We start from the raw sequence: 21,864 nt of genomic DNA on the forward strand, positions 1-21,864 counted from the left end.
GGTCACACCACGTGGGCTTCGGGGCGGATCTCGGTGCTGTGCTGGAACCGGTCGGCGCTGAGCGGGGAGATGTCGGTGAACGGCTCACGTTCGAGGCAGAGGTCGCGCACGACTTCGCCGACCGCCGGGGCCTGGAGGAAGCCGTGGCCGGAGAACCCGGTCGCGTAAAGGAAGTTGGGCAGCTCGCCGGAGCGGCCGATCAGGGCGTTGTGGTCCGGCGTGACCTCGTACAGGCCCGCCCAGCCGCCGACCGTCCTCAGCTCGGCCAGCGCCGGGGCGCGGCGGCGGGCCGCGGCGCGGAACAGCTCCAGCCACTCCGGGGTCCAGGTGGTGTCGAAACCGTCCTCCTGGCCGGGGTCGGCCAGCCCGAACAGCAGCCCGTCGTCGCTGTTGTGGAAGTAGGCGGTCGAGGAGAAGTCGATGGTGAACGGGATGCGCGGGACGGGCGGCGTGAGCGGCTCGGTGAAGGCCAGTTGCCGTTTCACGGGCCGCACGGGGAGGTCGATGCCGACCATGGCGCCGATCCGCGCCGACCAGGCGCCGGCCGCGCAGATGACGGTGCCGCACGCGATGGGTCCGTGGCTGGTGTGCACGCCGGTGACGCGGTCCCCGGCCGTGTCGATGCCGGTGACGGCGGTGTGGGTGGCGAGGGTGACGCCGGCCCGGGCCGCGGCGCGCGCGTAGCCGTGCACGACCAGGCCGGGGCGGGCGTGTCCGTCGGTGGGGGAGTAGGCGGCGGCCACGAGGCCGTCGGTGCCGGCGTAGGGACACAGGCGCCGGGCCTCGTCGGGGCTGATCATGCGGCTCGGCACGTCCAGGCTGTTCTGGAGGACGACACCGGCCTCGAAGGCGCTCGCCTGTTCCTCGTCGTCCAGCAGAAAGAGGTAGCCGACGGTGTCGAGCTTGATGTCGGCGCCGGGCCGGTGCGGGAACTCCCCGTAGGCGTGAAGGCTGCGGCTGCCCAACTCGATGTTGAGCGGGTCGGAGAACTGCGCCCGCACCCCGCCGATCGGCTTGCCCGAACTGCCGCGGCCGAGGTCACCGCGCTCCACCACGACGATGTTCCGCACCCCTGCCTCGGCGAGGTGGAACGCGATGCTCGCACCCATCACCCCGCCACCGATGATCACCACATCGGCGGCGGACGGCACGGTGCGGAAGACGGAGGAGGACAACGGGCCACTCCCTTCAGAGGCCGCCCCGGCGGAGGGAAACGAGCGGAGATCGAGTCCGTTACCGGGGAGGGCGGCGGGCTGTCGGTACGAGGTACGCAGGGATGCCGGTCAGCTATCTGTGCGTCATCGTGCAGCAACCCAAACATTGACGTCCATCAACAGTTACTGCGGGAGACCTTTTAGGGTTCCTGTATGGATTGGACGAGCGCGCAGCTGCGTGCGCTGGTGGAACTGACGCGGCGCGGCACCATCACCGCCGTCGCGGCGGCCCTCGGATACACACCCGGCGGTGTCTCCCAGCAGATCGCGGCGCTGGAGAAGGCCACCGGCATGCGGCTGCTGCGCCGTGTGGGGCGCCGGGTGGAGCTCACCGACGCCGGGGCGACGCTCGCCCTGCACGCCGAGCGGATCCTCAGCACGGAGGCCGAGGCCGTCGAAGCGCTGGAACGCACCCGCAACGAGATCTCCGGCACGCTGCGGATCGGCCTCTTCGCGACGGCCGCCGCCGAGATCCTGCCGCCCGCCCTGCGGCGGATCCGCGAGCTGCACCCGGGCGTCACCGTGCACAGCCGGGACATGGACGTGGACGAGGTGTACGACGCGGTCGCCGGCGGCAGCGTGGACCTCGCGCTGGGCCTCGACTATCCGGACGTACCCATCCCTCGCGATCCGTCGCTGCGGGTGCGGGAGCTGTTCCGGGAACGCTTCTCCCTCGCGGTGCCCGCGGGGGCACTACCGGGCCGGCGGCGCGTCTCCCTCGCGGACGCCGGTGAGCAGGGCTGGATCCTGCCGTCGGTCGGCAGCTACTACGGCCGTGCCGTGCTCACCGCCTGCCGTCGAGCCGGTTTCGAACCGAAGGTGTTGCACGAGGTGACCGACACCGCCGCCACCCTCGCCCTGGTGGAGTCCGGCGTCGGGGTGAGCGTCGTGACGGACCTGATGCTGCGGCTGCGCCCGTCCCGCCTCGATGTCCTGGAGCTGGACGAGACGGTGGAGCGCCACATCGTGGTGGTGGTCCGCTCCTTCGCCGAGCACCGGCCGACGGTGGCCGCCCTGGTCGACGTCCTGCGAGCCTCCGCGGACCGGCTGCCGCCGACAGCGGCCCAGGTGTGAGCGACCTCGCGGCCTCCTGGAGCCGTGGCCGGGCGAGCGGGGCCCGCCGGTCACTGTCCGTGCTGCCGCGCGCCCTGAGGCCTCGGCGCGTCCGGGGCGACGGTCTCCCCCTGGATCACGCGGGGTGTCGCCGGATCGTGCTCGTCCTGCATCGCCCTGGCCTCTGCCTTGAGGATGCGCGCCGACTTGCCCGCCGAACGCGTCAGTTCGGGCAGTTTCTTCGCGCAGAGGACGGCTATGACGACGAGGAGGATGATCGCGAGTTCGCTCAGTCCGAACATGGGGGCCGTGTCCTTCTGGTGCCGGGGGAGGGGCGGGTCGGTGCAGGTAGAGAGCACTGTAGAAGGAATGGCAGGCGCACCGCCGCTTTCCTTACGATGTAGCGCTCGATGTATCGCACATGACACGCAGCTCGGCGGAGGGGAGACAGGGCATGACGGATCACCCGCAGCGTTCCGGGCGCCGGGGACAGGGCGAGCTGGAGGCGCTGGTCCTGTCGGCGCTGCGGGAGGCGGACGGCCCGGCGACGGCCGGCTGGGTGCAGGAGCGGCTCGGCGCGGACCTCGCCTACACGACGGTGATCACGATCCTGACCCGCCTGCTGGCCAAGGGCGCGGTGACCCGGGAGCGCGCGGGCCGGTCCTTCGCGTGGACGCCGGCGTCGGACCAGGCGGGCCTCGCGGCGCACAGGATGCGCAGGGTGCTGGACGGCGAGAGCGACCGGGAGGCCGTACTGGCCAGCTTCGTCACCGGGCTGGGGCCGGACGACGAGCGGCTGCTGCGCGAGCTGCTGGGTGAGCCCGGGAGCGAAGGGGAGGCCTGACACCGCATGGGGGTCTTCGTCTTTCTGCCGCTCGTCCTGCCCTTGACGGCATGGCCGGTCGCGCGCCTGGCCGAGCAGCACCTGCATCCCCGCACCGCGACCCGGTTGCTCACAGCGGTGGCCGCGGTGATGGCGATGAGCAGCACCTTGTGTCTGGGCCTGGTGATGGTGGTGGGCACAGCCCAACTGCCCGGAAACCCGCTGCCCGACGGCTGGTCCGACCCCGAGGTGCGGGCCGCGGTGCCGTTCGACGAGGTGGTCGGCAAGGCGGCGATTCCGGCCCTGTGCGCGGTGGTCGTGGCCTGCGGGCGCACCCTGTGGCGGCACGGCCGGGTGCGCCGCAGTGCCCACCGGGCGCTGGCGGGACTGCCGGCCACGGGAGTCGCCGTACTCCCCGACGAGGTGCCGTACGCGTACGCGCTGCCGGGCGGCCGCCGGGACCGCGTAGTGGTGACCACGGCCCTGCTGGCCCGCCTCGAACCCGCCGAGCGCCGGGCGCTGTTCGCCCACGAGCGGGCCCATCTGGCCGCGCGGCACCACCGCTTCCTGCTCGCCGTCCGACTGGCCGCGCGGGCCAACCCGTTCCTGCGCCCGCTGAGTACGGCGGTGGCGTACACCGCGGAGCGGTGGGCCGACGAAGAGGCGGCCCGGGCGATCGGCAGCCGTCGGACCGTGGCGTGCGCGATCGGCAAGGCGGCGCTGGTGTCCCGGGGTACTCCGGTCGCGACACTGGCGGGCTTCGCGGCGCCCAGCCCGGTGCCGCGCCGGGTGGCCGCGCTGCTCGGCCCCGCGCCGCTGGTGCGCCGCTGGCCGTCGCTGTTCACCTCGGTGGGCCTGGCGGCGTGGTGCGCGGCCGCGGGGACGGCCGCCTCCGCGATGTCGTCCGCGAACTCGGCGGTGACGATGGTCCTCATCCTGCGGGCGGCGACTCCTCTCTGATCGCCGCGGGCCCGCAGAACGCGAGAAATTCGTGAGCTCCGGGCAACGGATGGCGCGAAGATCGTCGTCTGTTCATGGTGAGGGGGCCGGGGCCTTTCGGCCGTACCACTACACACGTACATCTACAGAGGGGGCGCGGGTGAGCGGAACAGGGCGGCGGCGACGAACGTCGGGCGACGGGGCGGGGAAGGCCCGGCTGACGCGACGGGGGAGGGTGCTGGCGTGGGGAGCGGGGGCGACCTCGGTGGTCGTCCTCGGCATCGCCGGGGTGGGCGCCTGGGTCTACAACGACCTCGACAACAACATCAAGTCCGCCGACGTCGACGACAAGATCGGCGGCGACCGCCCCGAGAACCTCAGCCCGGGCTCGAAGAACATCCTGGTCGTCGGCTCCGACAGCCGCGACGGCGCCAACGCCGAGTACGGCAAGGACCTGACCACCATGCAGTCGGACACCCTGATGGTGCTGCACGTCCCCGCGAACCGGAAATGGGCCGCGGTGGTGTCGTTCCCCCGTGACTCCTGGGTGGAGATACCGGCCTGCGACCGGGGCGACGGCAGCGACTCCGGCCCGCACCGCGCCAAGATCAACGAGGCGTTCGCGATCGGCGGCACCAGCGGCGAGGTCGCCGGGGCCGCCGCCTGCTCCATCAAGACGGTCGAGGCCAACACGGGCCTGCGCATCGACCACTTCATGTCCGTCGACTTCCAGGGCTTCAAGGGCATGGTCGACGCCCTGGAGGGGATCGAGGTCTGCCCGAAGCAGGCCATCCGCTCCAAGAAGGCCAGACTGCGGATCGAACCCGGCTGCCAGACCGTCGGCGGGGAGAAGGCCCTCGGCTATGTGCGCGTCCGCTACGGCGTCGGCGACGGCTCCGACATCGGACGCATCGGACGCCAGCAGGAGTTCATGGACGCTCTGGCCGAGAAGGCGCAGTCCAAACTGACCAGCCCGAAGGCGCTGTACGGCTTCCTGAAGTCGGCCACCGGGTCCCTGACCACGGACCCCGACCTGGCCGGCATCAAGCCGCTGTACGGGCTCGCCTCGGAACTCAAGGGCATCCCGAGCGACCGCCTCGCGTTCCTCACCGTGCCCAACTACCCGCGCCAGGCGGACGTGCCCGCCGACCTGGCCAACGTCGTCTGGCAGTACCCGCTGGCCACCGACCTGTTCGCCTCCCTGGCCAGGGACAAGGAGATCGACAAGAAGGAACTGGACGCGGCGGCGAAGACCCCCCTGTACGCCTCCTCCGTGCGCGTCCAGGTCCTCAACGGCACGGGGGTGCCGGGACTGGCCAAGAGCGTCGCCGAGAAGCTGGGCAAGGCCGGTCTCACCGTGACCGGGACGGGCAACGCCCCGCAGAACACCGACACCACGACCGTCACCTACCCGGCGGGCCTGGAGAAGCAGGCCAAGGCCGTGGCCGCCCGGCTGCCCAAGGCCCGGGCCACGCAGGACTCGACCGCCACGCCGGGCGTGGTCACCGTGGTCGTCGGAAAGGGCCTCGACCTCGACGACATCCGCTGACCGCGGATTCCGGGCGGACACCGGTCCGGTCCGCCCGGCGCGGGCCGGCGGCCGCTCAGAGGTCGAACTCGTGCGGCGGCAGATCGAGGGCGTGGCACGCCTCGCGGACCACCGCCTGCTCGTCCTTGTCGAAGTCGCCGTCGGCGCCGCCGATGACGATGCCGATCTGGATCACGGCACGCGCCTCGGCGGGCTTCTTCCCGGCCTTGGCGATCTCCTGCAGCACGCTCACCTTGCCGAAGTCGAAGTCGGTGGTGAGCCGGTTCAGGTTCTCCTCGAACCGCCGGCGCAGGTCGTCGGCGGGGAAGTTCTGCAACACCTCGTTGGTGGCGATCAGTTGGGCCACGCGCCGCCGCTCGGAGGGGTCGACGGTGCCGTCGGCCGCGGCGACGAGCGCGCACATCGCCATGCTCGCGTCGCGTCGCCCTGATCTCGGGTTACTTCTCGCGCGACTTCGAGGCGGAACCGCGCAGGATCGGACGCCTGCTGACCGGGGTGGCGGTTCCCTATCTGGTCTTCGAGGTGGCGTACACCCTCTTCACACGGTGGACCAGCGAGGATCCCGACCGGCCGATCAGTCTGCTCGACCCCCTGTACCTGACCTGGTTCCTGGCGGCGCTGTTCATCTGGCGGCTGACCGCCCCGGTCTGGCGGCTCGTGCGGTGGCCGCTGCCGCTCGCGCTCGCCGTCGCGATGCTCGCCACTCTCTCGCCCTCCATCGGCGACGACCTCGGTCTGCAAAGGGTCCTGCAGTTCCTGCCGTACTTCGTGCTGGGTCTGCTGCTGAAGCCGGAGCACTTCCGGCTGGTCCGCCGCCGCGCGGCGCGCGCCCTGGCCGTGCCGGTCCTCGCCTGTGCCCTCGCCGTGGCGTACTGGGCGGTCTCGTGGATGAACTACGCCTGGTTCTTCCACAGCGAGAGCGCCGAGGAACTCGCCGCGCCCGCCTGGTACGGACCCGTGATGACCCTGGCCGCCTTCGGCTGCTCCGTCGTCCTGGCGGCCTGCTTCCTCGCCTGGGTGCCCGGGCGCCGGACATGGTTCACCGCGCTGGGCGCCGGCACGCTCTGCGGCTTTCTGCTGCACGGGTTCGTCGCCCAGGCCGCCAAGCACTGGGGCTGGTACGACCCCGTCTGGGTCCGGCACCCCGTCGGTGAGATCACCGTCACACTGGTTGCCGCCGCGGTGATGACCGCGCTGTGCACCCCGGCTGTCCAGCGGGTCTTCCGCCGGCTGACGGATCCACGGATGGCGTATGCCTCGCGGGATCGGGAACTCCGTTTCGGCCGGACTCGTTGAACGGAGGAACACCAAGACAAGGAGCTGCTGCGTGTCCGCCAGACCGACGGACCCTTCGGGGCACAGACCCCGACCACTTCGCCAGGTTCTCCCTGAGCACGGCACAGGGCGGGGTGTCCCCTCCCTGTCGACCCGCCGTTGAGCGCCGCACTCGGCCTGGTGGCCGTCTTCGTCCTGACCGCCGGCACCGGCTACTTCGTCGCTCAGGAGTTCGCGTACGTCTCCGCGGACCGGCTCGCCCTGGCCCGTGCGGCCGAGGCCGGGGACCGGAAGGCCGCCCGCGCCCTGAAGGTGCTGGAACGCCTGTCGTTCATGCTCTCGGGCGCCCAGCTCGGCATCACCGTGACCGGCCTGGTCGTCGGCTTCATCGCCGAGCCGTCGGTGTCCGCCCTGCTCAAGCCCGTCCTGACCGGCATCGGCATCCCCGCCGGCGCCGTCGGCGGCATCTCCGTCGTGCTGGCCTTCGTGCTGGCCACGGTCGTGCAGATGGTGCTGGGCGAGCTGGCCCCGAAGAACCTCGCCATCGCCGTCCCGGAACGGCTCGCGAAGTCACTCGCCGGCTCCACGCTGGCGTACCTGAAGGTCGTAGGGCCGGTCGTGCGGATCTTCGACGGCGCCGCGAACAGGCTGCTGCGCAAGGTCGGCATCGAGCCGGTGGAGGAGCTGCACCACGGCGCCACCCTGGAGGAACTGGGCCATCTGATCGGCGAGTCCCACGAACAGGGCCGGCTGCCGCGCGCGACGGCCGAGCTGCTCGACCACGCCCTGGAGTTCTCCGACCGCACGCTGGACGAGGTGATGGTGCCGCGCGCCGACGCGGTCTTCGTCCGCAAGGACGCCACCGCCGCCGAAGCGGTCGACCTCATCGCCAAGCACGGCCACTCCAACTACCCGGTCCTCGGTGACCACCCGGACGACATCGGGGGTGTGCTCGGCGTACGGGAGCTGATGGGACTGCCCGCCGAGCGGCTGGCGGTCATCACGGCCGGCGCGGCGGCCCGGCGACCGCTGCTCCTGCCCGACACCCTGCCGCTGCCGGACGCCGTGGAGCAGATGCGCGAGCGGGACGACGAGTTCGCCGTGGTCCTCGACGAGCACGGCGGAGTGGCCGGCATCGTCACCTACGAGGACATCGCCGAGGAACTGGTCGGCGACATCGCCGACGAGTCCGACACCGTCACCGAGATCGCGGTCGTGGACGGCGAGGGCTGGCTGGTGGACGCCCGACGGCGCCTGGACGAAGTCGCCGACATCACCGGCATCGAGCTGCCCGAGGAGGAGGACTACGACACCGTGGCCGGCCTGATCGTGGACCGTCTCGGCCGCTTCCCGACCATCGGTGACCGGTTGACGGTCGCGCTGTCCGACGGCGACGGCGTGGTGATCGACGTACGCGCCCTCGACCGGCACGTGCCGGACCGGGTACGCGTCCAGCGGCTGGTGGCGGAGAAGACGGAGCAGGCGGAGAAGACGGAGGAGTCGGCGTGAGTTTCCCGATGGCGGCCTTCGTCACCGTGCTGCTGCTGATCGGCAGCGGGTTCTTCGTCGCCGCCGAGTTCGCGCTGGTCGCCGCGAAGCGGCACCGCATGGAGAAGGCCGCGGCCGAGGGGCAGCGCGGCGCCAAGGCGGCCGTGGCGGGGATGCGCGAGCTGTCGCTGATGCTGGCGGGCGCCCAGCTCGGCATCACCGTGTGCACGCTGGGCCTGGGCTCGGTGTCCAAGCCGGCGATCTCCCACGAACTCGACCCGCTGCTGCTCGACTTGGGCCTGCCCAGCGCCCTCAGCTACGGCGTCGCGTTCGCCGTCGCCATGATCGTCGTGGTGTTCCTGCACATGGTGCTCGGCGAGATGGCACCCAAGTCCTGGGCCATCGCCCACCCCGAGCGCTCGGCGATGCTGCTCGCCCCCGCCTTCCGGGGCGTGGTGACGGCGGTACGCCCGCTGATCCGGGCGCTCAACAAGCTGAGCAACGGTCTGGTGCGGCTGTGCCGGGTCATCCCGCGCGACGAGCTGGCCTCGGTCCACAACCGCGAGCAACTCACCCACCTGGTCGAGGAGTCCGAACGGCTCGGCCTCATCAGCGAGACGGACTCGGAGCTGCTGACCCGTTCCCTGACGGAGCCCGAGACACCGGTACGCGAACTCCAGGTGCCGGCCGCCGACATCTCCTCGGTCGACGCGGACGCCGCCACCGACGAGATCCTCCGCCTGGCCGCCTCCGTCGACCGCACCCGGCTCCTGGTCCGCGACCGCGGCACCGTCGTCGGCTCGGTGCACGCCCGTGACGCCCTGGTCGCCCTCGCCCAGGGACGACCCGCCGACGCCCGCTCACTGGCCCGCCCGGTACCCGAGTTGACCGAGGACGCCACGGTCGCTGCCGCGATCGACCTGCTGCGCCGCCGCCGGTCCACCCTCGCCGTGGTCCGTGACCCGTCGGGCCGGCTCACCGGCATGGTGACGCTGGACGACCTGCTGGCCCGCTTCCTGCAGCCGCAGGCGGCCTGACGGCCCACCGCACCGAGGTGCGCCTCGGTGCAGGGCCGCCGGATGTCGTCGGCAGGGTTCGTGCAGGTCCTCCTTCGAGCGTTTGTGCGTGTCCGCCACCAGGAAGGATGACTGATGGGCGTGATGACGGGAGTGGGGGGAGAGGCGATGCCGGGCTGTGTGCGCAACCAGTGGTGCGCCCACCGGTGATGCGTCCCCGCCCGGCAGACGCGTGGAACGCCGAGAGCCTGCCCGACCGCGCATGACGCGGGCGTCGGAGAAACCACCCATGGTCCGTCGGCCCACCGTCTCACCCGTACCACGACGGTGCGGGGTTCCGGGAAGGAGGAGCCATGCCCCAGTCCGACGACGAGCGCCTGGTCGCTCTCGAAGCACGACTCGCACGGGACGATCCCCGGTTCGCCGAGGCCCTGCGCGCGGGGCGCCCCGCCCCGCCCCGCGAGTACCGGCGTACCGGCGCCTGGTGGATGCTGCTGATCGCCGTGGGCGTACTGGTCACCGGCGTCGCGCTGGCCGACGGGCTGCTCATCGCCGCGGGCCTGGTTCTCGCCGGTGTCGCCGTGCAGTTGCTCGACCCCCATCGGGCGCGACCGGAGCGCCGCCTGCCGCCCTTCCTCTGAGGCCCTGCGCCGAGCCCCGCCGCCGAGCCTCTGCACATGACGACGGGTCAATGTCCGTACGATGATCAGCTGTTGGGGTGCGCTAGAATCCTTTACCGAGCCCTTACGCTCCGTTGAGCGAGGGTTTGCTCAGTCGTTGGTGGCCGTCGCCGATCTCAGGCCGACGTGAATGGGGGCGTGAGATGAGCCGAGTCATCTCTGTGCGCGTCACCGTCCCCGTGCGCGTCGAGAACGCCGCCCGCGACGGCGTTCCTGATACCGACAGCGCCGCCGGCCCGAACTGGCGCTCCGCGCGCTGACAAGCGCGCCGCCCGAGCCCGCCGTCAGGGCACGGCCCCGTCTCACCGCTCGCTGATCCGTCGCGCTCGGTTCCGGTACCCGACCTCGGCAACCCTCTCGCCGAGAGACACCGCGAAGCCGACCGGCCCCGGCGATCGCGCGCGTATCAGCGACAGCACTCCACGGCCCGTCCGGAGCTCAAGCCCGGCCGCCTGCACCCGCGACAGGCACAGACGCCGCCGAACCGATCACGGAGGTCCGACGCCCGTGCACAACACCGCCGCCATGCTCATCGAACTCGGGGCGATCATTCTCGTCCTGGGGCTGCTGGGCCGCCTCGCCGGCCGGGTCGGCTTCTCGCCCATACCCCTGTACCTGCTCGCCGGACTCGCCTTCGGCCAAGGCGGCATCCTTCCCCTGCAGGCCAGCGAGGAGTTCGTCGCCACCGGCGCCGAGATCGGTGTCATCCTGCTGCTGCTCCTGCTCGGCCTGGAGTACAGCGCCTCGGAACTGGTCGCCACCCTCAAGACCCAATACCCCTCCGGCGCGGTCGACTTCGTCCTCAACGCCGCCCCCGGGGCCGTGATGGCCCTGCTGCTGGGCTGGGGCCCGATCGCCGCCGTGGCCCTGGCCGGTGTCACCTGGATCTCCTCGTCCGGCGTCATCGCCAAGGTCCTTGGCGATCTGCGCCGGCTCGGCAACCGCGAGACCCCGGTCGTGCTCGGCGTGCTGGTCCTGGAGGACCTCTCCATGGCCGTCTACCTGCCGATCCTCACCGCCCTGCTGGCCGGGGTGAGCCTGGCGGGCGGCGCGGTGACCCTGCTGATCGCCCTGGGCACGGTCGGCGGTGTGCTGTACGTGGCGCTGCGGCACGGCCGTCTGATCAGCCGTGCGGTCTCCTCGGACAGCGCCGAGATGCTCCTGTTGGTCGTCTTCGGCCTCACCCTGCTCGTCGCGGGCATCGCCCAGCAGCTCCAAGTGTCGGCGGCGGTCGGGGCGTTCCTCGTCGGCATCGCCCTGTCCGGCGAGGTCGCCGAAGGAGCCGGCAATCTCCTCACCCCGCTGCGGGACCTGTTCGCCGCGGTGTTCTTCGTCTTCTTCGGCCTGCACACCGACCCCGCCGACATCCCACCCGTCCTGCTGCCCGCCCTCGCCCTGGCCGTCGTCACGACCCTCACGAAGATCGCCACCGGCTACTGGGCCGCCCGCCGTGCCGGAATCTCGTCGAAGGGGCGCTGGCGGGCCGGGGGAACCCTGGTGGCGCGGGGCGAGTTCTCCATCGTCATCGCCGGACTCGCCGTCGGCGTCGAACCGCGCATCGGCTCGCTGGCCACGGCCTACGTCCTGATCCTCGTCGTCCTCGGGCCGCTCGCCGCCCGCTGGACCGAGCCCATGGCCCGCCGCCTCACCCGCCGCCCGCCGCGCGAGTCGCCGGACGCGACCACGGTGGCCGGGCCCGCCGAGGTCGCGCATGCGAAGGGCTGAGCCGCCCGGTGCGGGAAGTGCGGGCGTCCTGCTGGAGTGCGGGTGTGATGCCGGCAGTGCGGGCGTGATGCCGGGCTGTGCTGTCCGCACGGGCACGCCACGCCGGGCCGCCCGGTCACTCCCGGGCCAGGATCCCCGCAGCCGCGTCCACGCCCTCGCGGGTGCCGATCACGATCAGGGTGTCGCCGCCCACCAGCCGGAAGTCCGGCCCGGGGGAGGGGATCGCCTCGGCGCGTCGCAGGACGGCCACGATGGACACGCCGGTCTCGGTCCGCATCCGGGTGTCGCCCAGCACCCGCCCGTTCCAGTGCGAGACCGACGACAACTCGATCCGCTCGGCCACCAGGCCCAGTTCGGTGGTGGACAGCAGGTTCGGGCTGTGGTGCGCCGGCATCAGGGCGTCGATGAGGGCCTCGGCCTCTCCCGACGTCATCCGCACCGACAACGCGCACGCGTCCGGATCGTCCTGCCGGTACGCGTTCAGCGTCCGCGTCCCGTCCCGGTGCGCGACCACCGACAGACGACGCCGCTCCCGGATCGTGAGGTCGTAGCGGACCCCGATCCCCGGCAACGGCGTACTGCTCAGACGCGGCACACCCACGACTGTCCCCCTGTCTGGTTCGGGTGTTTCTTCGGACAACCTTTGATGACACCCTAACGAGCGACCGGAGTTGACCGCCGGGAAGACGGCCGTGGGCCGCCTGGGACAATGCGGGGCCAGGATCCACGGGCGCCGATGCCGGGGGACCGGAGCCCCGCCTCCGTCCGCATCGGGAGATGGGGAGGAAACGTCAGCATGATCGAGTGGGTGTCCCTCAGCAGCGGTGCCAGACCTGTCCCACGGCCCGTCGCCACCCCGCTGGTGTGGGCCGCGGCCTTCGGCGGTGCCCTGGTGCTGGTGTCCGTTCTCAACTCCCTCGTGGGCACCGACCGCCCCGGGCTCGCCCTGGCCGTGCTGTCCCTGCTGGCCGCCCTGTTGGGCCTGTGCGCACGCTTCACCGCGGCCCCCGGAACCGCCCTGCTGTGCTGGCTCTTCCTCAACGGCTTCGCCATCCCGCCCGCGGGCATCCTCACCTGGGTCGCGCACCGCGACACCTTCTGGCTGACCTGTCTGCTGGTCGCCGCCCTCGTCGGCACGGCCCTGGCGCGCCTGCTCCATGCCCGCGCCGCCTACCGCCGCCTCACCGCCGGAGCGGGCCCCACGGCACTGGAGACCGGCGAGACGCCGTACGACACCTGACCGACAGCGGGCCGCCCGCCGCCGTCACGGTCACGGGCGGGCCGCCCGCCCCTGTCACGCACCTGCGCGCTGGTCGGGCCGGTCCGTGAACGCCCCTGCTTCTTCCGGGGTGTCGGCGGTCACCGCACGGCCGCCCGGATGGCGAAGGGCGCACAGGAACCCGATGCCCAGGGCGATGGCCATGCCGTAGAACACCCACTGGTTGGCCTCGGCGAAGTCCATGCGCACCGCGCCCATCGCGTCCCGCATCGTCGTGGCGGCGGGGCCGGTGCCGGTGGGCGGGCTGGAGTCGCCGTTGCCCGTGATGGACTCGGTGATGTCCCGGGCGACGTCGTGCGCCACGTTCGGGGGCAGACCGCGGTCCTCCAGGGTGTTCACCACGTTGGTGTGGGTGACGTGCGTCAGCACGGTGCCGAGAACGGCCAGGCCCACGCTGGCCGCGAAGTTGCGTACGGTCTGGGTGATGCCCGTGACCTCCCCGTAGGAGGCACCGATGGAACGGTTGACGGCGTCCGTGGAGGCCGGGGCGAGGATGAAGCCGATGCCGGCGCCGGCGAGGGCCGCGTACGGCCACTGGTCGTGCATGCTCAGGTCGGTGAGCTCGCCCGCCCACAGGGCGAATCCGACGCAGCCCAGGACGGTGCCGATCTTCAGGGCCGGACGGGCGCCCTGTTTGTCGAGGATCCGGCCGCCCCACTGGGAGGCGATCGCGAAGCCCGCGAAGAAGTACAGCAGGAACAGCGCCGCCTGGTTGGGCGAGGCGCTCAGACACACCTGGGCGTACACGGAGGCGAAGAAGAACAGCGGTACGAAGGCCAGCATCGAGAAGAACAGCACCGCCGAGTCCACGGTGAACGCCCGGTCCTTGAAGACACGCAGGTCGATCAGCGGATGGCGCACGCGTCCCTCGTATGCGACGAACACGCCGAGCACCGCGAGGCCGCCCGCGATACAGACCCAGGTCGCCGCGCTGTCCCAGCCCCAGGACCACGCCTGCTGAAAGCCGAGGACGCTCAGGCCCATGCCGACGGCGATGAGGACGGCGCCGCGGATGTCGAGGGTGCCGGGACGTCGCCGGTCAGCGATGCGGGCCAACGCGGTGAGGACCAGCGCCACGACGGCCACGGGGACGTTGACCCAGAACACGGCGCGCCAGGTCCACCCCGTGAGCCAGCCGCCCAGGAGCGGCCCGATGGCGGTCAGCGCGCCGGAGAGACCGAAGAACAGGGCGAGGGCACGACCGCGTCGGTCGGGCGGGAACACCGCGACCACCACGGCCAGCGCCGCCGGGAAGAGCAGCGCCGCCCCGAAGCCCTGGGTGGCCCGGAACGCGATCAGCCAGCCCTGGGCCGCGCCCCCCTTGGGGACACAGCCGCACAGCACCGACGAGACGACGAACACCAGCGTGCCGATGACGACCATCCGGCGCGGCCCGTACAGGTCCGCCAGACGGCCGCCCAGGGCGAAGAACGCGGCCAGGGCGAGCAGATAGGCGTTGACCACCCATTGCATGCCGGAGGCGGACAGGCCCAGTTCACGGACGATGTCGGGGGCGGCGATGGCGACGATGGTCTGGTCGATGAACGTCATCGCGACCGCGAACATCATCGCCGTGAGCGCCACCGTCTGTCGCGGTGCCGACCGGGGTGAGGACGCGGTATCGCCACGCCGCAAGTGCGTGCCACTCACCCGTCCAGCATGCGCCCGACCGGACGACGCCGCGTCACCAGCGGGCCAAACCCGTGCCCCCGGCCGCACTCGGCTCCGTCAGCCCGCTGCCTCCACCTGGCGCCAGAAGGCGTCCACACGGGCGTTGAACATGTCCGGGTCCTCCTGGAAGGGCTGATGGGCTTCCCCGGGCAGCACTTCGAACTCGGCGCCCGGGATCCTCTCCGCGACCGCGCGACCGAATCGCGGTGGCGTGGCTAGGTCGAGTTCACCGGCCAGGACGAGCGTCGGGACGGAGATATCCGCCAGCCGGTCCAGCGTGTCATGGCCGCTGAACGAGGCGAGTTGGCCCTGGAAGGCTTCCACGGACTGAGGGTGCGGGAACGCCAGCGTCTCCTCGACGAACCGGGCAACCGTGCCGTCGGCGTGTGCGCGGGGCGTGTAGACCCACAGGTAGAACGCTTCGAGCATGGCGCGTTCGCTCGGTGCGCGCTCGACCATCCAGTGCCAGAAGCCCGCCATGGTGCGGAAGTAGGCGTCCGGGCGACCCATCGTGCTCATGAGGACGAGGCTGCGGACGAGGTCGGGGTGACGGAGCGTCAACTCCTGGGCGATGAAGCTGCCCCCCGAGAAGCCGGCGACGTGGGCGGCCGGGATCTCGAGCGCGCGCAGCAGTGCGGCGGCGTCGTCGGCCATCTGCTGGACGGTGACAGGCTCCTCGGGCGGTGGCGTACGCCCGGCGCCGCGGTTGTCGAAGGCGGTGAGCCGGTAGCGATCGGCGAGTCCGTCGAGTTGCGCCTGCCACGCTTCGGCGGGATCGCCGAGCCCCGCGATGAGCAGGACGTCGGGACCCTGGCCCCGGCGCTCGGCCCAGAGTTCGACGCCGCCTGCGTTGATCATCTCGCCCATCATCAGCCTCCTGGACGGCCGTGCGGCAGTACTGCCACCGTCGCACAGTCGGCGCGGGCCCGCGCGGAGTGTCACGCGGGGCTACGGCTCGACGAGGCCGACGCGGATGGCGTAGCGGGTGAGTTCCAGACGGTCGCGCAGGCCCAGTTTCTGGAGAAGGTTGGCGCGGTGTCGTTCGACCGTCTTGACGCTGATCACGAGAAGGCGGGCGATGTCCTTGGAGGAGTGCCCCTCGGCGACGAGCTTGAGGATCTCCTCCTCACGTTCGGTGATGGGGCGCGCGGGCAGCCGGTCGCCCGCGCGGGCGCGGTCGAGGTAGGTGCGGATGAGAGCGGACTCGGCGCCGGGGTAGATGAAGGGTTCGTCGCGCAGGGCGGCACGGCAGGCTTCGACCAGGTCGCGGTCGGCGACGGATTTCGGGACGTAGCCGCAGGCCCCGGCCTTGAGCGCTTCGAAGAAGAACTGCTCGTTGTCGTACATCGTCAGCATCAGCGTGCGCAGTCCGGGGCGGATCCGGGACAGCTCGCGGGCCGCCTGCAGACCGGTCTGGCGGGGCATGGCGATGTCGAGGATGGCCAGGTCGATGTCGGTGTCCCGGACCTTGGCGACCGCTTCCGCGCCGTCGGCTGCCTCGGCCACGACGGTCAGGTCCGGTTCGGCGTCGAGGATGAGGCGTACGCCGCGGCGGACGAGCGCGTGATCGTCGGCGAGCAGGATGCGGGCGGGTGCGGTCATCGCGCGGTCTCCCGGGGACATCGGTCGGCGGTCTCCCGGGGACGGTGGTCGGCGGCGCTGTCGGTCACGTGCAGCCGTATGTCGGTGCCGCCGTCCGGGCCTCGGCCCACGGTGAGGTCGGCTCCGATGAGGAGGGCCCGTTCCCGCATGCCGCTGATGCCGGCGCCCTCGGTGGCGCTCCCGATGCCCCGGCCGTCGTCGCGGACCAGCAGTTCCACCCGGGCGTCCGGCAGGGGGCCGAGGTGGACTTCGACGCGCCTGGCACCGGCGTGGCGCGCGGTGTTGGTGAGTCCCTCCTGGGCGATGCGGTAGAGGACGAGTTCGGTGGCCGGGGCGAGGGGCGGCAGGCCCGGCGCGATGTGGGCCGTCGCACTCAGCCGGGAGGTCGTGAACTCGGTCGTGAGGGCGCGCAGGGCGCTGTGCAGGCCGAGCTCCTCCAGGACCCCGGGGCGCAGGCGGCGGGCGATCCGGCGGATCTCCTCCAGGCCGGCGCGGGTGGTCTCCTGCGCCTGGCGCAGGTCGCCGCGCACCGTCTCTGGGGCGTGGTCGGCCGCGTGCTTGAGCTGGAGCAGGACTGCCGTGAGGGTCTGACCGACCTCGTCGTGGAGCTCCTGGGCGAGGCGCTGACGCTCGGCTTCCTGCGCGGACAGGGCCCGGCCGGAACTGGTGGCCCGTTCGGACTCCAGCCGGGCGAGCATGGCGTTGAAGGTCTTGGTGAGTTCCGCGATCTCGCCGGGTCCGGTGACGGTCGTACGGCTGCCGGGTCTGAGGAGATCGGCGGTCGCCATGGCACGGGTGAGACGGGCCAGCGGAGCGAGTCCGATCCTCAGCAGGAGGGCGTTCGCGAGCAGGATCACCACCAGCCCGGCGAGCAGGACCAGCGCCTCGCCGAACAGGACCGGGGTGGAGACGGTGACCGGGCCGAGGAGCAGCAGGACCGCGGTGACGAACACCGCCGCGTTGAGCAGGAAGATCCGCCAGTACAACGTCATGATCGCGTTCCCTTCCCGGTGACCCTCACCTCCACTGTCTCCTGCCGCCGTCGAACGGCCCCCGGGGGCTCCGACCTGCGGCGGGACCCACTGCCCCGCACCACTCTGACCGCTGGGGCGCGGCCCGTCCATCCGTGCTGACACCCATGTTCCCGGCCTGTTCGCACCTGGCACGATGACCTTCGTCGCGGCGGATCGGCAGACCGGCCCGCCGCGCGCGCTCCACGGTCGCGACGAAGAGGGAGGGAGGGGTTGTGCCTGCTCCGCGGATGAGCACCACACCCTTGCCGGGTATCGGTGTCCAGTACGACCTCACCACGCGCGATCACCGCCATCTGTCGGTGATCGCGCACCGGGACGGGACCCGGACGGTGAACGTCTACCGGCCCGACGACCCGGACGCGTGTGCCCAGTCGCTGCATCTGACCGAGCCGGAGACGGCCTCCCTGATCGACGCGCTGGCCCCGTCCCACCACAGCCCCAACCTGCTGTCCACCACCGATCTGGGCCTGGTGGCGGAACGCACGGAGCTGTCCGCGGCCTCCTACTGGAACGGGCGCGTCCTGGGGGAGACCAGGATGCGCACCGAGACCGGCGCCTCGCTCGTCGCGGTGCTCCGGCGCGCGCAGGCGATTCCCTCGCCGACCCCTGACTTCCGGCTGGCCGGCGGCGACATCCTGATCGTGATCGGCACCCGCGAGGGTGTGGAGGCGGCCGCCGAGATACTCGGGCGGGAGTGAGCGATGCACTCCTCCGCGGTCTTCCTGATCGAGTTCGGCGCGATCATTCTCGGACTGGGACTCCTCGGCCGGCTGGCCGGGCGCCTGCAGTTCTCCCCGATACCCCTCTACCTGCTCGCCGGGCTCGCCTTCGGCGAGGGCGGCCTGCTCCCGCTGGGCACCAGCGAGGAGTTCGTCGCGATCGGCGCCGAGATCGGCGTCATCCTGCTGTTGCTCATGCTCGGCCTCGAATACACGGCCAGCGACCTCGTCTCCAACCTCAAGACCCAGTACCCGGCCGGTCTCGTCGACGCGGCGCTCAACGCCCTGCCCGGCGCCGCGATGGCCCTGTTGCTGGGCTGGGGCCCGGTCGCCGCCGTCGTCCTGGCCGGGGTCACCTGGATCTCCTCCTCCGGCGTCATCGCGAAGGTCCTCGGCGACCTCGGACGGCTCGGCAACCGGGAGACCCCGGTCATCCTGAGCATCCTGGTCCTCGAGGACCTCTCCATGGCGGTCTACCTGCCGATCCTCACCGCCCTGCTGGCCGGAGCCGGGCTCGCGGCGGGCAGTCTCACCCTGGCCATCGCCCTCGGCGTGGCCGGCCTCGTCCTGCTGCTGGCCGTGCGATACGGGCGGCACATCTCCCGCATCGTCTCCAGCGACGACCCCGAGAAACTGCTCCTCGTGGTCCTCGGCCTGACCCTGCTGGTCGCCGGGATCGCCCAGCAGCTCCAGGTCTCGGCGGCCGTGGGCGCGTTCCTGGTCGGCATCGCCCTGTCCGGCGAGGTCGCCGAGGGCGCCCACAACCTGCTCGCGCCGCTGCGGGATCTCTTCGCCGCCGTGTTCTTCGTCTTCTTCGGCCTGCACACCGACCCCGCGAGCATCCCGCCCGTACTGCTGCCCGCCCTCGCGCTGGCCGCGGTCACGGCCGCCACGAAGATCACCACCGGCTACTGGGCCGCGAAGCGCGCCGGAGTGGGCGTCAAGGGCCGCTGGCGGGCCGGCGGCACGCTGGTCGCCCGCGGCGAGTTCTCCATCGTCATCGCCGGCCTCGCCGTCACCGCGGGCATCGAGCCCTCCCTGGGCCCGCTGGCCACCGCCTACGTGCTGCTCCTCGTCGTCCTCGGCCCGCTCACCGCCCGCTTCACCGAGCCGGCCGCCGCCTGGATCGCCCGCCGCCGCGCCCTGCCCGTACCGCGCCCGGCGGAAGCGCCCACCCCGGAGGAGTCGGCGAAGGCGGTCCAGGGCAACGGTCCGGTCGGCCCGGCATGAGGGAGGGCACCCGGTGTCACCGGGTGCCCTGAACGCGAGCGGCCCGCTGTCGGCGAGGGCACGTCGTCGCCCGTGCACCAGGAGCGGATCGGCGCCGGGGAACGGCCTGCGCCGCGGGGTCACCCAGGCCGACAGCTGTTCGGCGGTGTGCGGGATCGGCAACCTCCTGGTCCGGTGGGCGAGTTGGCGGCCGGCGCGGCCACGGCCCCGGCTGGAGTCGGCTCGGGCACCGTGCCCAGGGCGTGCGGCTGGTCGGGGGCGAAGATCTCCCCCAGCAGGCTGGTGCGGGCGGGGGCCGGATCGCCCCAGGCGTGGGCGGGCAGGCGGACGTACTTGGCGGGCACAGGGACCCCCGGTCGGCACCTCGTTGAGCCCGAAGCGCGTCTCCTCGGCCACCGCCGCCCGGTAGTCGCACACGGCGGCGGTGATCAGGCCTCCGGCGTAGGCGTGCCCGTTGATCGCGGCGACCAGTTTCGCGGTCGGCACGGTGGCCGGCAGCCGCCTCGGCCGCACGCCCGTGCCGGTGGCTCCTGACCTCCGCCACCCTCGCGTCCCCCCCTGCTCGTGGACGCCGCGCCGACGGCGCTCGGTCTGCACGCGGTGCGGGGCGATCCGGTGCCGCGGCACCATGCCGTGATCGCGCTGACGGCACCGGCCATGGGGGTGCGCAGCGCGACGATGTGGCGGCTGGGGGAGAGCCTGAACACCACCCTGGTGACCGGCACCCTCGTCACCTGGATCAGGAAGTCGGCGGTGGGCGGCGGCACGCCGGACACCGCCCGGCCCTACCGCGTCGCCGCTGTCGTGGCGGTCCTCGTCGATGCGGCCGTCGGCACGCTGTTGCTGCGTGCGGGCCTGACGTGGCGCTGCTGTCGCCGCGGCGGGCGTACTGGCCGGCATCGGGGATACGTGGCCCATCCGGCGGGCCCGACGGGTGCCGAGCGACTGAGCCGTCTGTGTGCCGCCGCTGGCCTACGCCTGTCCGGCGGACGTCCGTGCGCCGCCGGAGGGAGTGGAGGCATGCACATGGTCGCCCTGGGAACTCCGCAAGCATGCGTCCGAACCACGATGAGGCGCCCGTCCTGGACGCCCTCTCCCGCTACCACGAGGCCGACGAACTGGGCTTCAGCCCGCCCGGTCACAAACAGGCACGCGGCGCGGACCCCAGGGCACGCGCCGTCCTCGGCGACGCGGTGTATCTCGGTGACGTGCTGGCAGACGGAGGACTCGACGATCGCCTGTTGCGGGGCCGGGTGCTGGAGCGGGCCGAGAAGCTGATGGCGGACGCCGTGCACGCGGAGCACACGTTCTTCTCCACCTGCGGCAGCTCCTTGTCCGTGAAGGCGGCCATGCTGACGGTGACCTGTCCGGGCCACAGCCTCCTGGTCGGGCGGGACGCCCACAAATCCGTGGTCGCCGGGCTCATCCTGTCCGGCGTCCGGCCGGTGTGGGTCGAACCGGAGTGGGACGCGGACCGCAACCTCGCGCATCCTCCGTCGGCCGCTGCCTACGACAAGGCGTTCACCGAGTATCCCGACGCCGACGGTGCCCTCGTCACCAGCCCGACCCCGTACGGTTCGGCAGCCGACCTGCGCGGTATCGCGGAGGTCTGCCACCGCCGGGGCAAACCCCTGATCGTCGACGAGGCGTGGGGAGCGCACCTGCCCTTCCACGACGCACTGCCGTCGTGGGCCATGGACGCGGGCGCCGACGTCTGCGTCACCAGCATCCACAAGATGGGCAGCGGCCTGGAACAGGGTTCGGTCTTCCACCTCCAGGGCGATCTCCTGGACCCCGCCGAACTCGCCGCGCGCGCCGACCTGCTCGGCACCACCAGCCCCAACGTCCTGCTGTACGCCGGGATCGACGCGTGGCGCCGGCAAATGGTCCAGCACGGCCACGAACTGATGGACCGGGCACTGGATCTGGCCTCCCGCACCCGTGCCGCGATCGAGGAGATCGACGGTTTCCACGTCAACGACGCCGCGGACTTCTGCAGTCCGGGGCGGGCCGCCGAATTCGACCCCCTTCCGGTCGTCATCGACATCGACGCCCTGGACACCACCGGCTATCGGGCCGCCGACTGGCTGCGCGAGCACCACCACATCGACATGCACCTCTTCGACCACCGGCGCGTCAGCGCCCAGCTCACCCACGCCGACGACGACCGGACCACCGTCCGGCTGCTCACCGCCCTGCGCGAACTGGCCGCCCACGCCGAGGAAGTGCGGGACGCACCCCGCGTCGACGTGCCGGCCCCGGCCGACCTGCGCATGGAACAGGTCCGCCTGCCCCGCGACGCCTACTTCGGCACCCATACGGACGTACCCCTGGACGAGGCCGAGGGGCGGATCGCCGGCGAGATGATCACGCCGTATCCGCCCGGCATCCCCGCCGTCCTCCCCGGCGAACGCCTCACCGAGCCCGTCCTGCGCTACCTGAGGACCGGTGTCGGGGCCGGTATGAATCTGCCCGACGCGGCTGACAAACAGCTGAGCACGATCCGGGTCGTCGCCGAGCACTGACGACCGAGCCGGAACCTGAGGAAGGCTGACCGAGCCGGAACC

General features: G+C 72.0%; 20 protein-coding genes and 3 pseudogenes. 14 read left to right on the forward strand and 9 right to left on the reverse strand.

Going from position 1 to position 21,864, the window contains the following annotated elements; translation table 11 throughout:
- Positions 1-2 precede the first annotated feature (2 nt).
- On the reverse strand, positions 3-1,175 hold the full coding sequence (locus ABIE67_RS44505; protein ID WP_370267366.1) for an NAD(P)/FAD-dependent oxidoreductase: 1,173 nt from the start codon (positions 1,173-1,175) through the stop codon (positions 3-5).
- A 192-nt stretch (positions 1,176-1,367) separates the two neighbouring features.
- On the opposite strand from ABIE67_RS44505, the gene ABIE67_RS44510 reads away from it, so the two are divergent.
- Positions 1,368-2,288: a LysR substrate-binding domain-containing protein gene (locus tag ABIE67_RS44510; RefSeq protein WP_370267371.1), complete on the forward strand. Its 921-nt coding sequence runs from the start codon at positions 1,368-1,370 to the stop codon at positions 2,286-2,288.
- Positions 2,289-2,338: 50 nt separating this feature from the next.
- On the opposite strand, the gene ABIE67_RS44515 is transcribed toward ABIE67_RS44510, so the two are convergent.
- Positions 2,339-2,569, reverse strand: a complete 231-nt coding sequence (locus tag ABIE67_RS44515) for a twin-arginine translocase TatA/TatE family subunit (RefSeq protein WP_370267376.1) — start codon at positions 2,567-2,569, stop codon at positions 2,339-2,341.
- A gap of 152 nt (positions 2,570-2,721) precedes the next feature.
- Between ABIE67_RS44515 and ABIE67_RS44520 the strand changes: the two genes are divergently transcribed.
- The 3 genes from ABIE67_RS44520 (at position 2,722) to ABIE67_RS44530 (ending at position 5,578) form a co-directional block, all read left to right on the forward strand.
- On the forward strand, positions 2,722-3,111 hold the full coding sequence (locus ABIE67_RS44520; RefSeq protein ID WP_370267380.1) for a BlaI/MecI/CopY family transcriptional regulator: 390 nt from the start codon (positions 2,722-2,724) through the stop codon (positions 3,109-3,111).
- Between the two features lie 6 nt (positions 3,112-3,117).
- The gene (locus ABIE67_RS44525; RefSeq protein ID WP_370267384.1) at positions 3,118-4,050 is read left to right on the forward strand and encodes a M56 family metallopeptidase; all 933 of its coding nucleotides are present in this window, start codon (positions 3,118-3,120) and stop codon (positions 4,048-4,050) included.
- Between the two features lie 139 nt (positions 4,051-4,189).
- Positions 4,190-5,578 carry an LCP family protein gene (locus ABIE67_RS44530; RefSeq protein WP_370267388.1) on the forward strand — a complete coding sequence of 463 codons (1,389 nt, stop codon included), beginning with the start codon at positions 4,190-4,192 and terminating at the stop codon, positions 5,576-5,578.
- A 55-nt stretch (positions 5,579-5,633) separates the two neighbouring features.
- Here ABIE67_RS44530 and ABIE67_RS44535 read toward each other — a convergent pair.
- Positions 5,634-5,999: pseudogene (locus ABIE67_RS44535) on the reverse strand (tellurite resistance TerB family protein); the annotation flags it as partial.
- A 5-nt stretch (positions 6,000-6,004) separates the two neighbouring features.
- Between ABIE67_RS44535 and ABIE67_RS44540 the strand changes: the two are divergent.
- The 5 genes and pseudogenes from ABIE67_RS44540 to ABIE67_RS44560 form a co-directional block, all read left to right on the forward strand.
- A pseudogene (locus ABIE67_RS44540) lies at positions 6,005-6,874 on the forward strand (acyltransferase family protein); the annotation flags it as partial.
- Positions 6,875-7,012: 138 nt separating this feature from the next.
- Positions 7,013-8,362 carry a hemolysin family protein gene (locus tag ABIE67_RS44545; protein ID WP_370267393.1) on the forward strand — a complete coding sequence of 450 codons (1,350 nt, stop codon included), beginning with the start codon at positions 7,013-7,015 and terminating at the stop codon, positions 8,360-8,362.
- Positions 8,359-9,378 (forward strand): hemolysin family protein, encoded by a 1,020-nt coding sequence (locus ABIE67_RS44550; RefSeq protein ID WP_370267398.1) that lies wholly within the window; start codon positions 8,359-8,361, stop codon positions 9,376-9,378. The genes ABIE67_RS44545 and ABIE67_RS44550 overlap by 4 nt, the downstream gene beginning before the upstream one ends.
- A gap of 332 nt (positions 9,379-9,710) precedes the next feature.
- Entirely contained in the window at positions 9,711-9,998 is a 288-nt protein-coding gene (locus tag ABIE67_RS44555) for a DUF3040 domain-containing protein (RefSeq protein WP_370267402.1), read from the forward strand.
- Positions 9,999-10,544: 546 nt separating this feature from the next.
- Entirely contained in the window at positions 10,545-11,762 is a 1,218-nt protein-coding gene (locus tag ABIE67_RS44560) for a cation:proton antiporter (protein WP_370267407.1), read from the forward strand.
- Between the two features lie 115 nt (positions 11,763-11,877).
- Here ABIE67_RS44560 and ABIE67_RS44565 read toward each other — a convergent pair whose 3' ends face one another.
- On the reverse strand, positions 11,878-12,348 hold the full coding sequence (locus ABIE67_RS44565; RefSeq protein ID WP_370269564.1) for a cation:proton antiporter regulatory subunit: 471 nt from the start codon (positions 12,346-12,348) through the stop codon (positions 11,878-11,880).
- Positions 12,349-12,558: 210 nt separating this feature from the next.
- On the opposite strand from ABIE67_RS44565, the gene ABIE67_RS44570 reads away from it, so the two are divergent.
- On the forward strand, positions 12,559-13,002 hold the full coding sequence (locus tag ABIE67_RS44570) for a hypothetical protein (RefSeq protein WP_370267413.1): 444 nt from the start codon (positions 12,559-12,561) through the stop codon (positions 13,000-13,002).
- A gap of 54 nt (positions 13,003-13,056) precedes the next feature.
- On the opposite strand, the gene ABIE67_RS44575 is transcribed toward ABIE67_RS44570, so the two are convergent.
- The 4 genes from ABIE67_RS44575 to ABIE67_RS44590 form a co-directional block, all read right to left on the reverse strand.
- Entirely contained in the window at positions 13,057-14,610 is a 1,554-nt protein-coding gene (locus tag ABIE67_RS44575) for an MFS transporter (protein ID WP_370269566.1), read from the reverse strand.
- A 159-nt stretch (positions 14,611-14,769) separates the two neighbouring features.
- Positions 14,770-15,570 (reverse strand): alpha/beta fold hydrolase, encoded by an 801-nt coding sequence (locus tag ABIE67_RS44580; RefSeq protein ID WP_370267418.1) that lies wholly within the window; start codon positions 15,568-15,570, stop codon positions 14,770-14,772.
- Between the two features lie 90 nt (positions 15,571-15,660).
- Positions 15,661-16,314: a response regulator gene (locus ABIE67_RS44585; protein WP_370267423.1), complete on the reverse strand. Its 654-nt coding sequence runs from the start codon at positions 16,312-16,314 to the stop codon at positions 15,661-15,663.
- The gene (locus ABIE67_RS44590) at positions 16,311-17,306 is read right to left on the reverse strand and encodes a HAMP domain-containing sensor histidine kinase (protein ID WP_370267428.1); all 996 of its coding nucleotides are present in this window, start codon (positions 17,304-17,306) and stop codon (positions 16,311-16,313) included. Before ABIE67_RS44590 ends, ABIE67_RS44585 begins: the two co-directional genes overlap by 4 nt.
- 269 nt (positions 17,307-17,575) lie before the next feature.
- Here ABIE67_RS44590 and ABIE67_RS44595 point away from each other — a divergent pair, with 269 nt between their 5' ends.
- Together ABIE67_RS44595 and ABIE67_RS44600 are read left to right on the forward strand one after the other, a co-directional pair.
- Positions 17,576-18,046, forward strand: a complete 471-nt coding sequence (locus ABIE67_RS44595; protein WP_370267432.1) for a cation:proton antiporter regulatory subunit — start codon at positions 17,576-17,578, stop codon at positions 18,044-18,046.
- 3 nt (positions 18,047-18,049) lie between these two features.
- Positions 18,050-19,297, forward strand: a complete 1,248-nt coding sequence (locus ABIE67_RS44600; protein WP_370267437.1) for a cation:proton antiporter — start codon at positions 18,050-18,052, stop codon at positions 19,295-19,297.
- 119 nt (positions 19,298-19,416) lie between these two features.
- On the opposite strand, the gene ABIE67_RS44605 is transcribed toward ABIE67_RS44600, so the two are convergent.
- Positions 19,417-19,641, reverse strand: coding sequence for a hypothetical protein (locus ABIE67_RS44605; RefSeq protein ID WP_370267441.1), 225 nt, complete (start codon positions 19,639-19,641; stop codon positions 19,417-19,419).
- A gap of 256 nt (positions 19,642-19,897) precedes the next feature.
- Between ABIE67_RS44605 and ABIE67_RS44610 the strand changes: the two are divergent.
- Positions 19,898-20,143, forward strand: a pseudogene (locus ABIE67_RS44610) (DUF1275 family protein); the annotation flags it as partial.
- A 206-nt stretch (positions 20,144-20,349) separates the two neighbouring features.
- The gene (locus tag ABIE67_RS44615; RefSeq protein ID WP_370267446.1) at positions 20,350-21,822 is read left to right on the forward strand and encodes an aminotransferase class I/II-fold pyridoxal phosphate-dependent enzyme; all 1,473 of its coding nucleotides are present in this window, start codon (positions 20,350-20,352) and stop codon (positions 21,820-21,822) included.
- The last annotated feature ends 42 nt before the right edge of the window (positions 21,823-21,864 follow it).

The organism is Streptomyces sp. V4I8, assembly GCF_041261225.1.
Taxonomy (GTDB): domain Bacteria; phylum Actinomycetota; class Actinomycetes; order Streptomycetales; family Streptomycetaceae; genus Streptomyces.

Coding starts and splice junctions, on each gene's coding strand:
- ABIE67_RS44595 (WP_370267432.1), top strand. CDS start 17,576: ATGAGCACCACACCCTTGCCGGGTATCGGTGTCCAGTACGACCTCACC.
- ABIE67_RS44600 (WP_370267437.1), top strand. CDS start 18,050: ATGCACTCCTCCGCGGTCTTCCTGATCGAGTTCGGCGCGATCATTCTC.
- ABIE67_RS44580 (WP_370267418.1), bottom strand. CDS start 15,570: ATGATCAACGCAGGCGGCGTCGAACTCTGGGCCGAGCGCCGGGGCCAG.
- ABIE67_RS44585 (WP_370267423.1), bottom strand. CDS start 16,314: ATGACCGCACCCGCCCGCATCCTGCTCGCCGACGATCACGCGCTCGTC.
- ABIE67_RS44615 (WP_370267446.1), top strand. CDS start 20,350: ATGCGTCCGAACCACGATGAGGCGCCCGTCCTGGACGCCCTCTCCCGC.
- ABIE67_RS44570 (WP_370267413.1), top strand. CDS start 12,559: ATGATCGAGTGGGTGTCCCTCAGCAGCGGTGCCAGACCTGTCCCACGG.
- ABIE67_RS44510 (WP_370267371.1), top strand. CDS start 1,368: ATGGATTGGACGAGCGCGCAGCTGCGTGCGCTGGTGGAACTGACGCGG.
- ABIE67_RS44525 (WP_370267384.1), top strand. CDS start 3,118: ATGGGGGTCTTCGTCTTTCTGCCGCTCGTCCTGCCCTTGACGGCATGG.
- ABIE67_RS44590 (WP_370267428.1), bottom strand. CDS start 17,306: ATGACGTTGTACTGGCGGATCTTCCTGCTCAACGCGGCGGTGTTCGTC.
- ABIE67_RS44520 (WP_370267380.1), top strand. CDS start 2,722: ATGACGGATCACCCGCAGCGTTCCGGGCGCCGGGGACAGGGCGAGCTG.
- ABIE67_RS44575 (WP_370269566.1), bottom strand. CDS start 14,610: ATGATGTTCGCGGTCGCGATGACGTTCATCGACCAGACCATCGTCGCC.
- ABIE67_RS44555 (WP_370267402.1), top strand. CDS start 9,711: ATGCCCCAGTCCGACGACGAGCGCCTGGTCGCTCTCGAAGCACGACTC.
- ABIE67_RS44515 (WP_370267376.1), bottom strand. CDS start 2,569: ATGTTCGGACTGAGCGAACTCGCGATCATCCTCCTCGTCGTCATAGCC.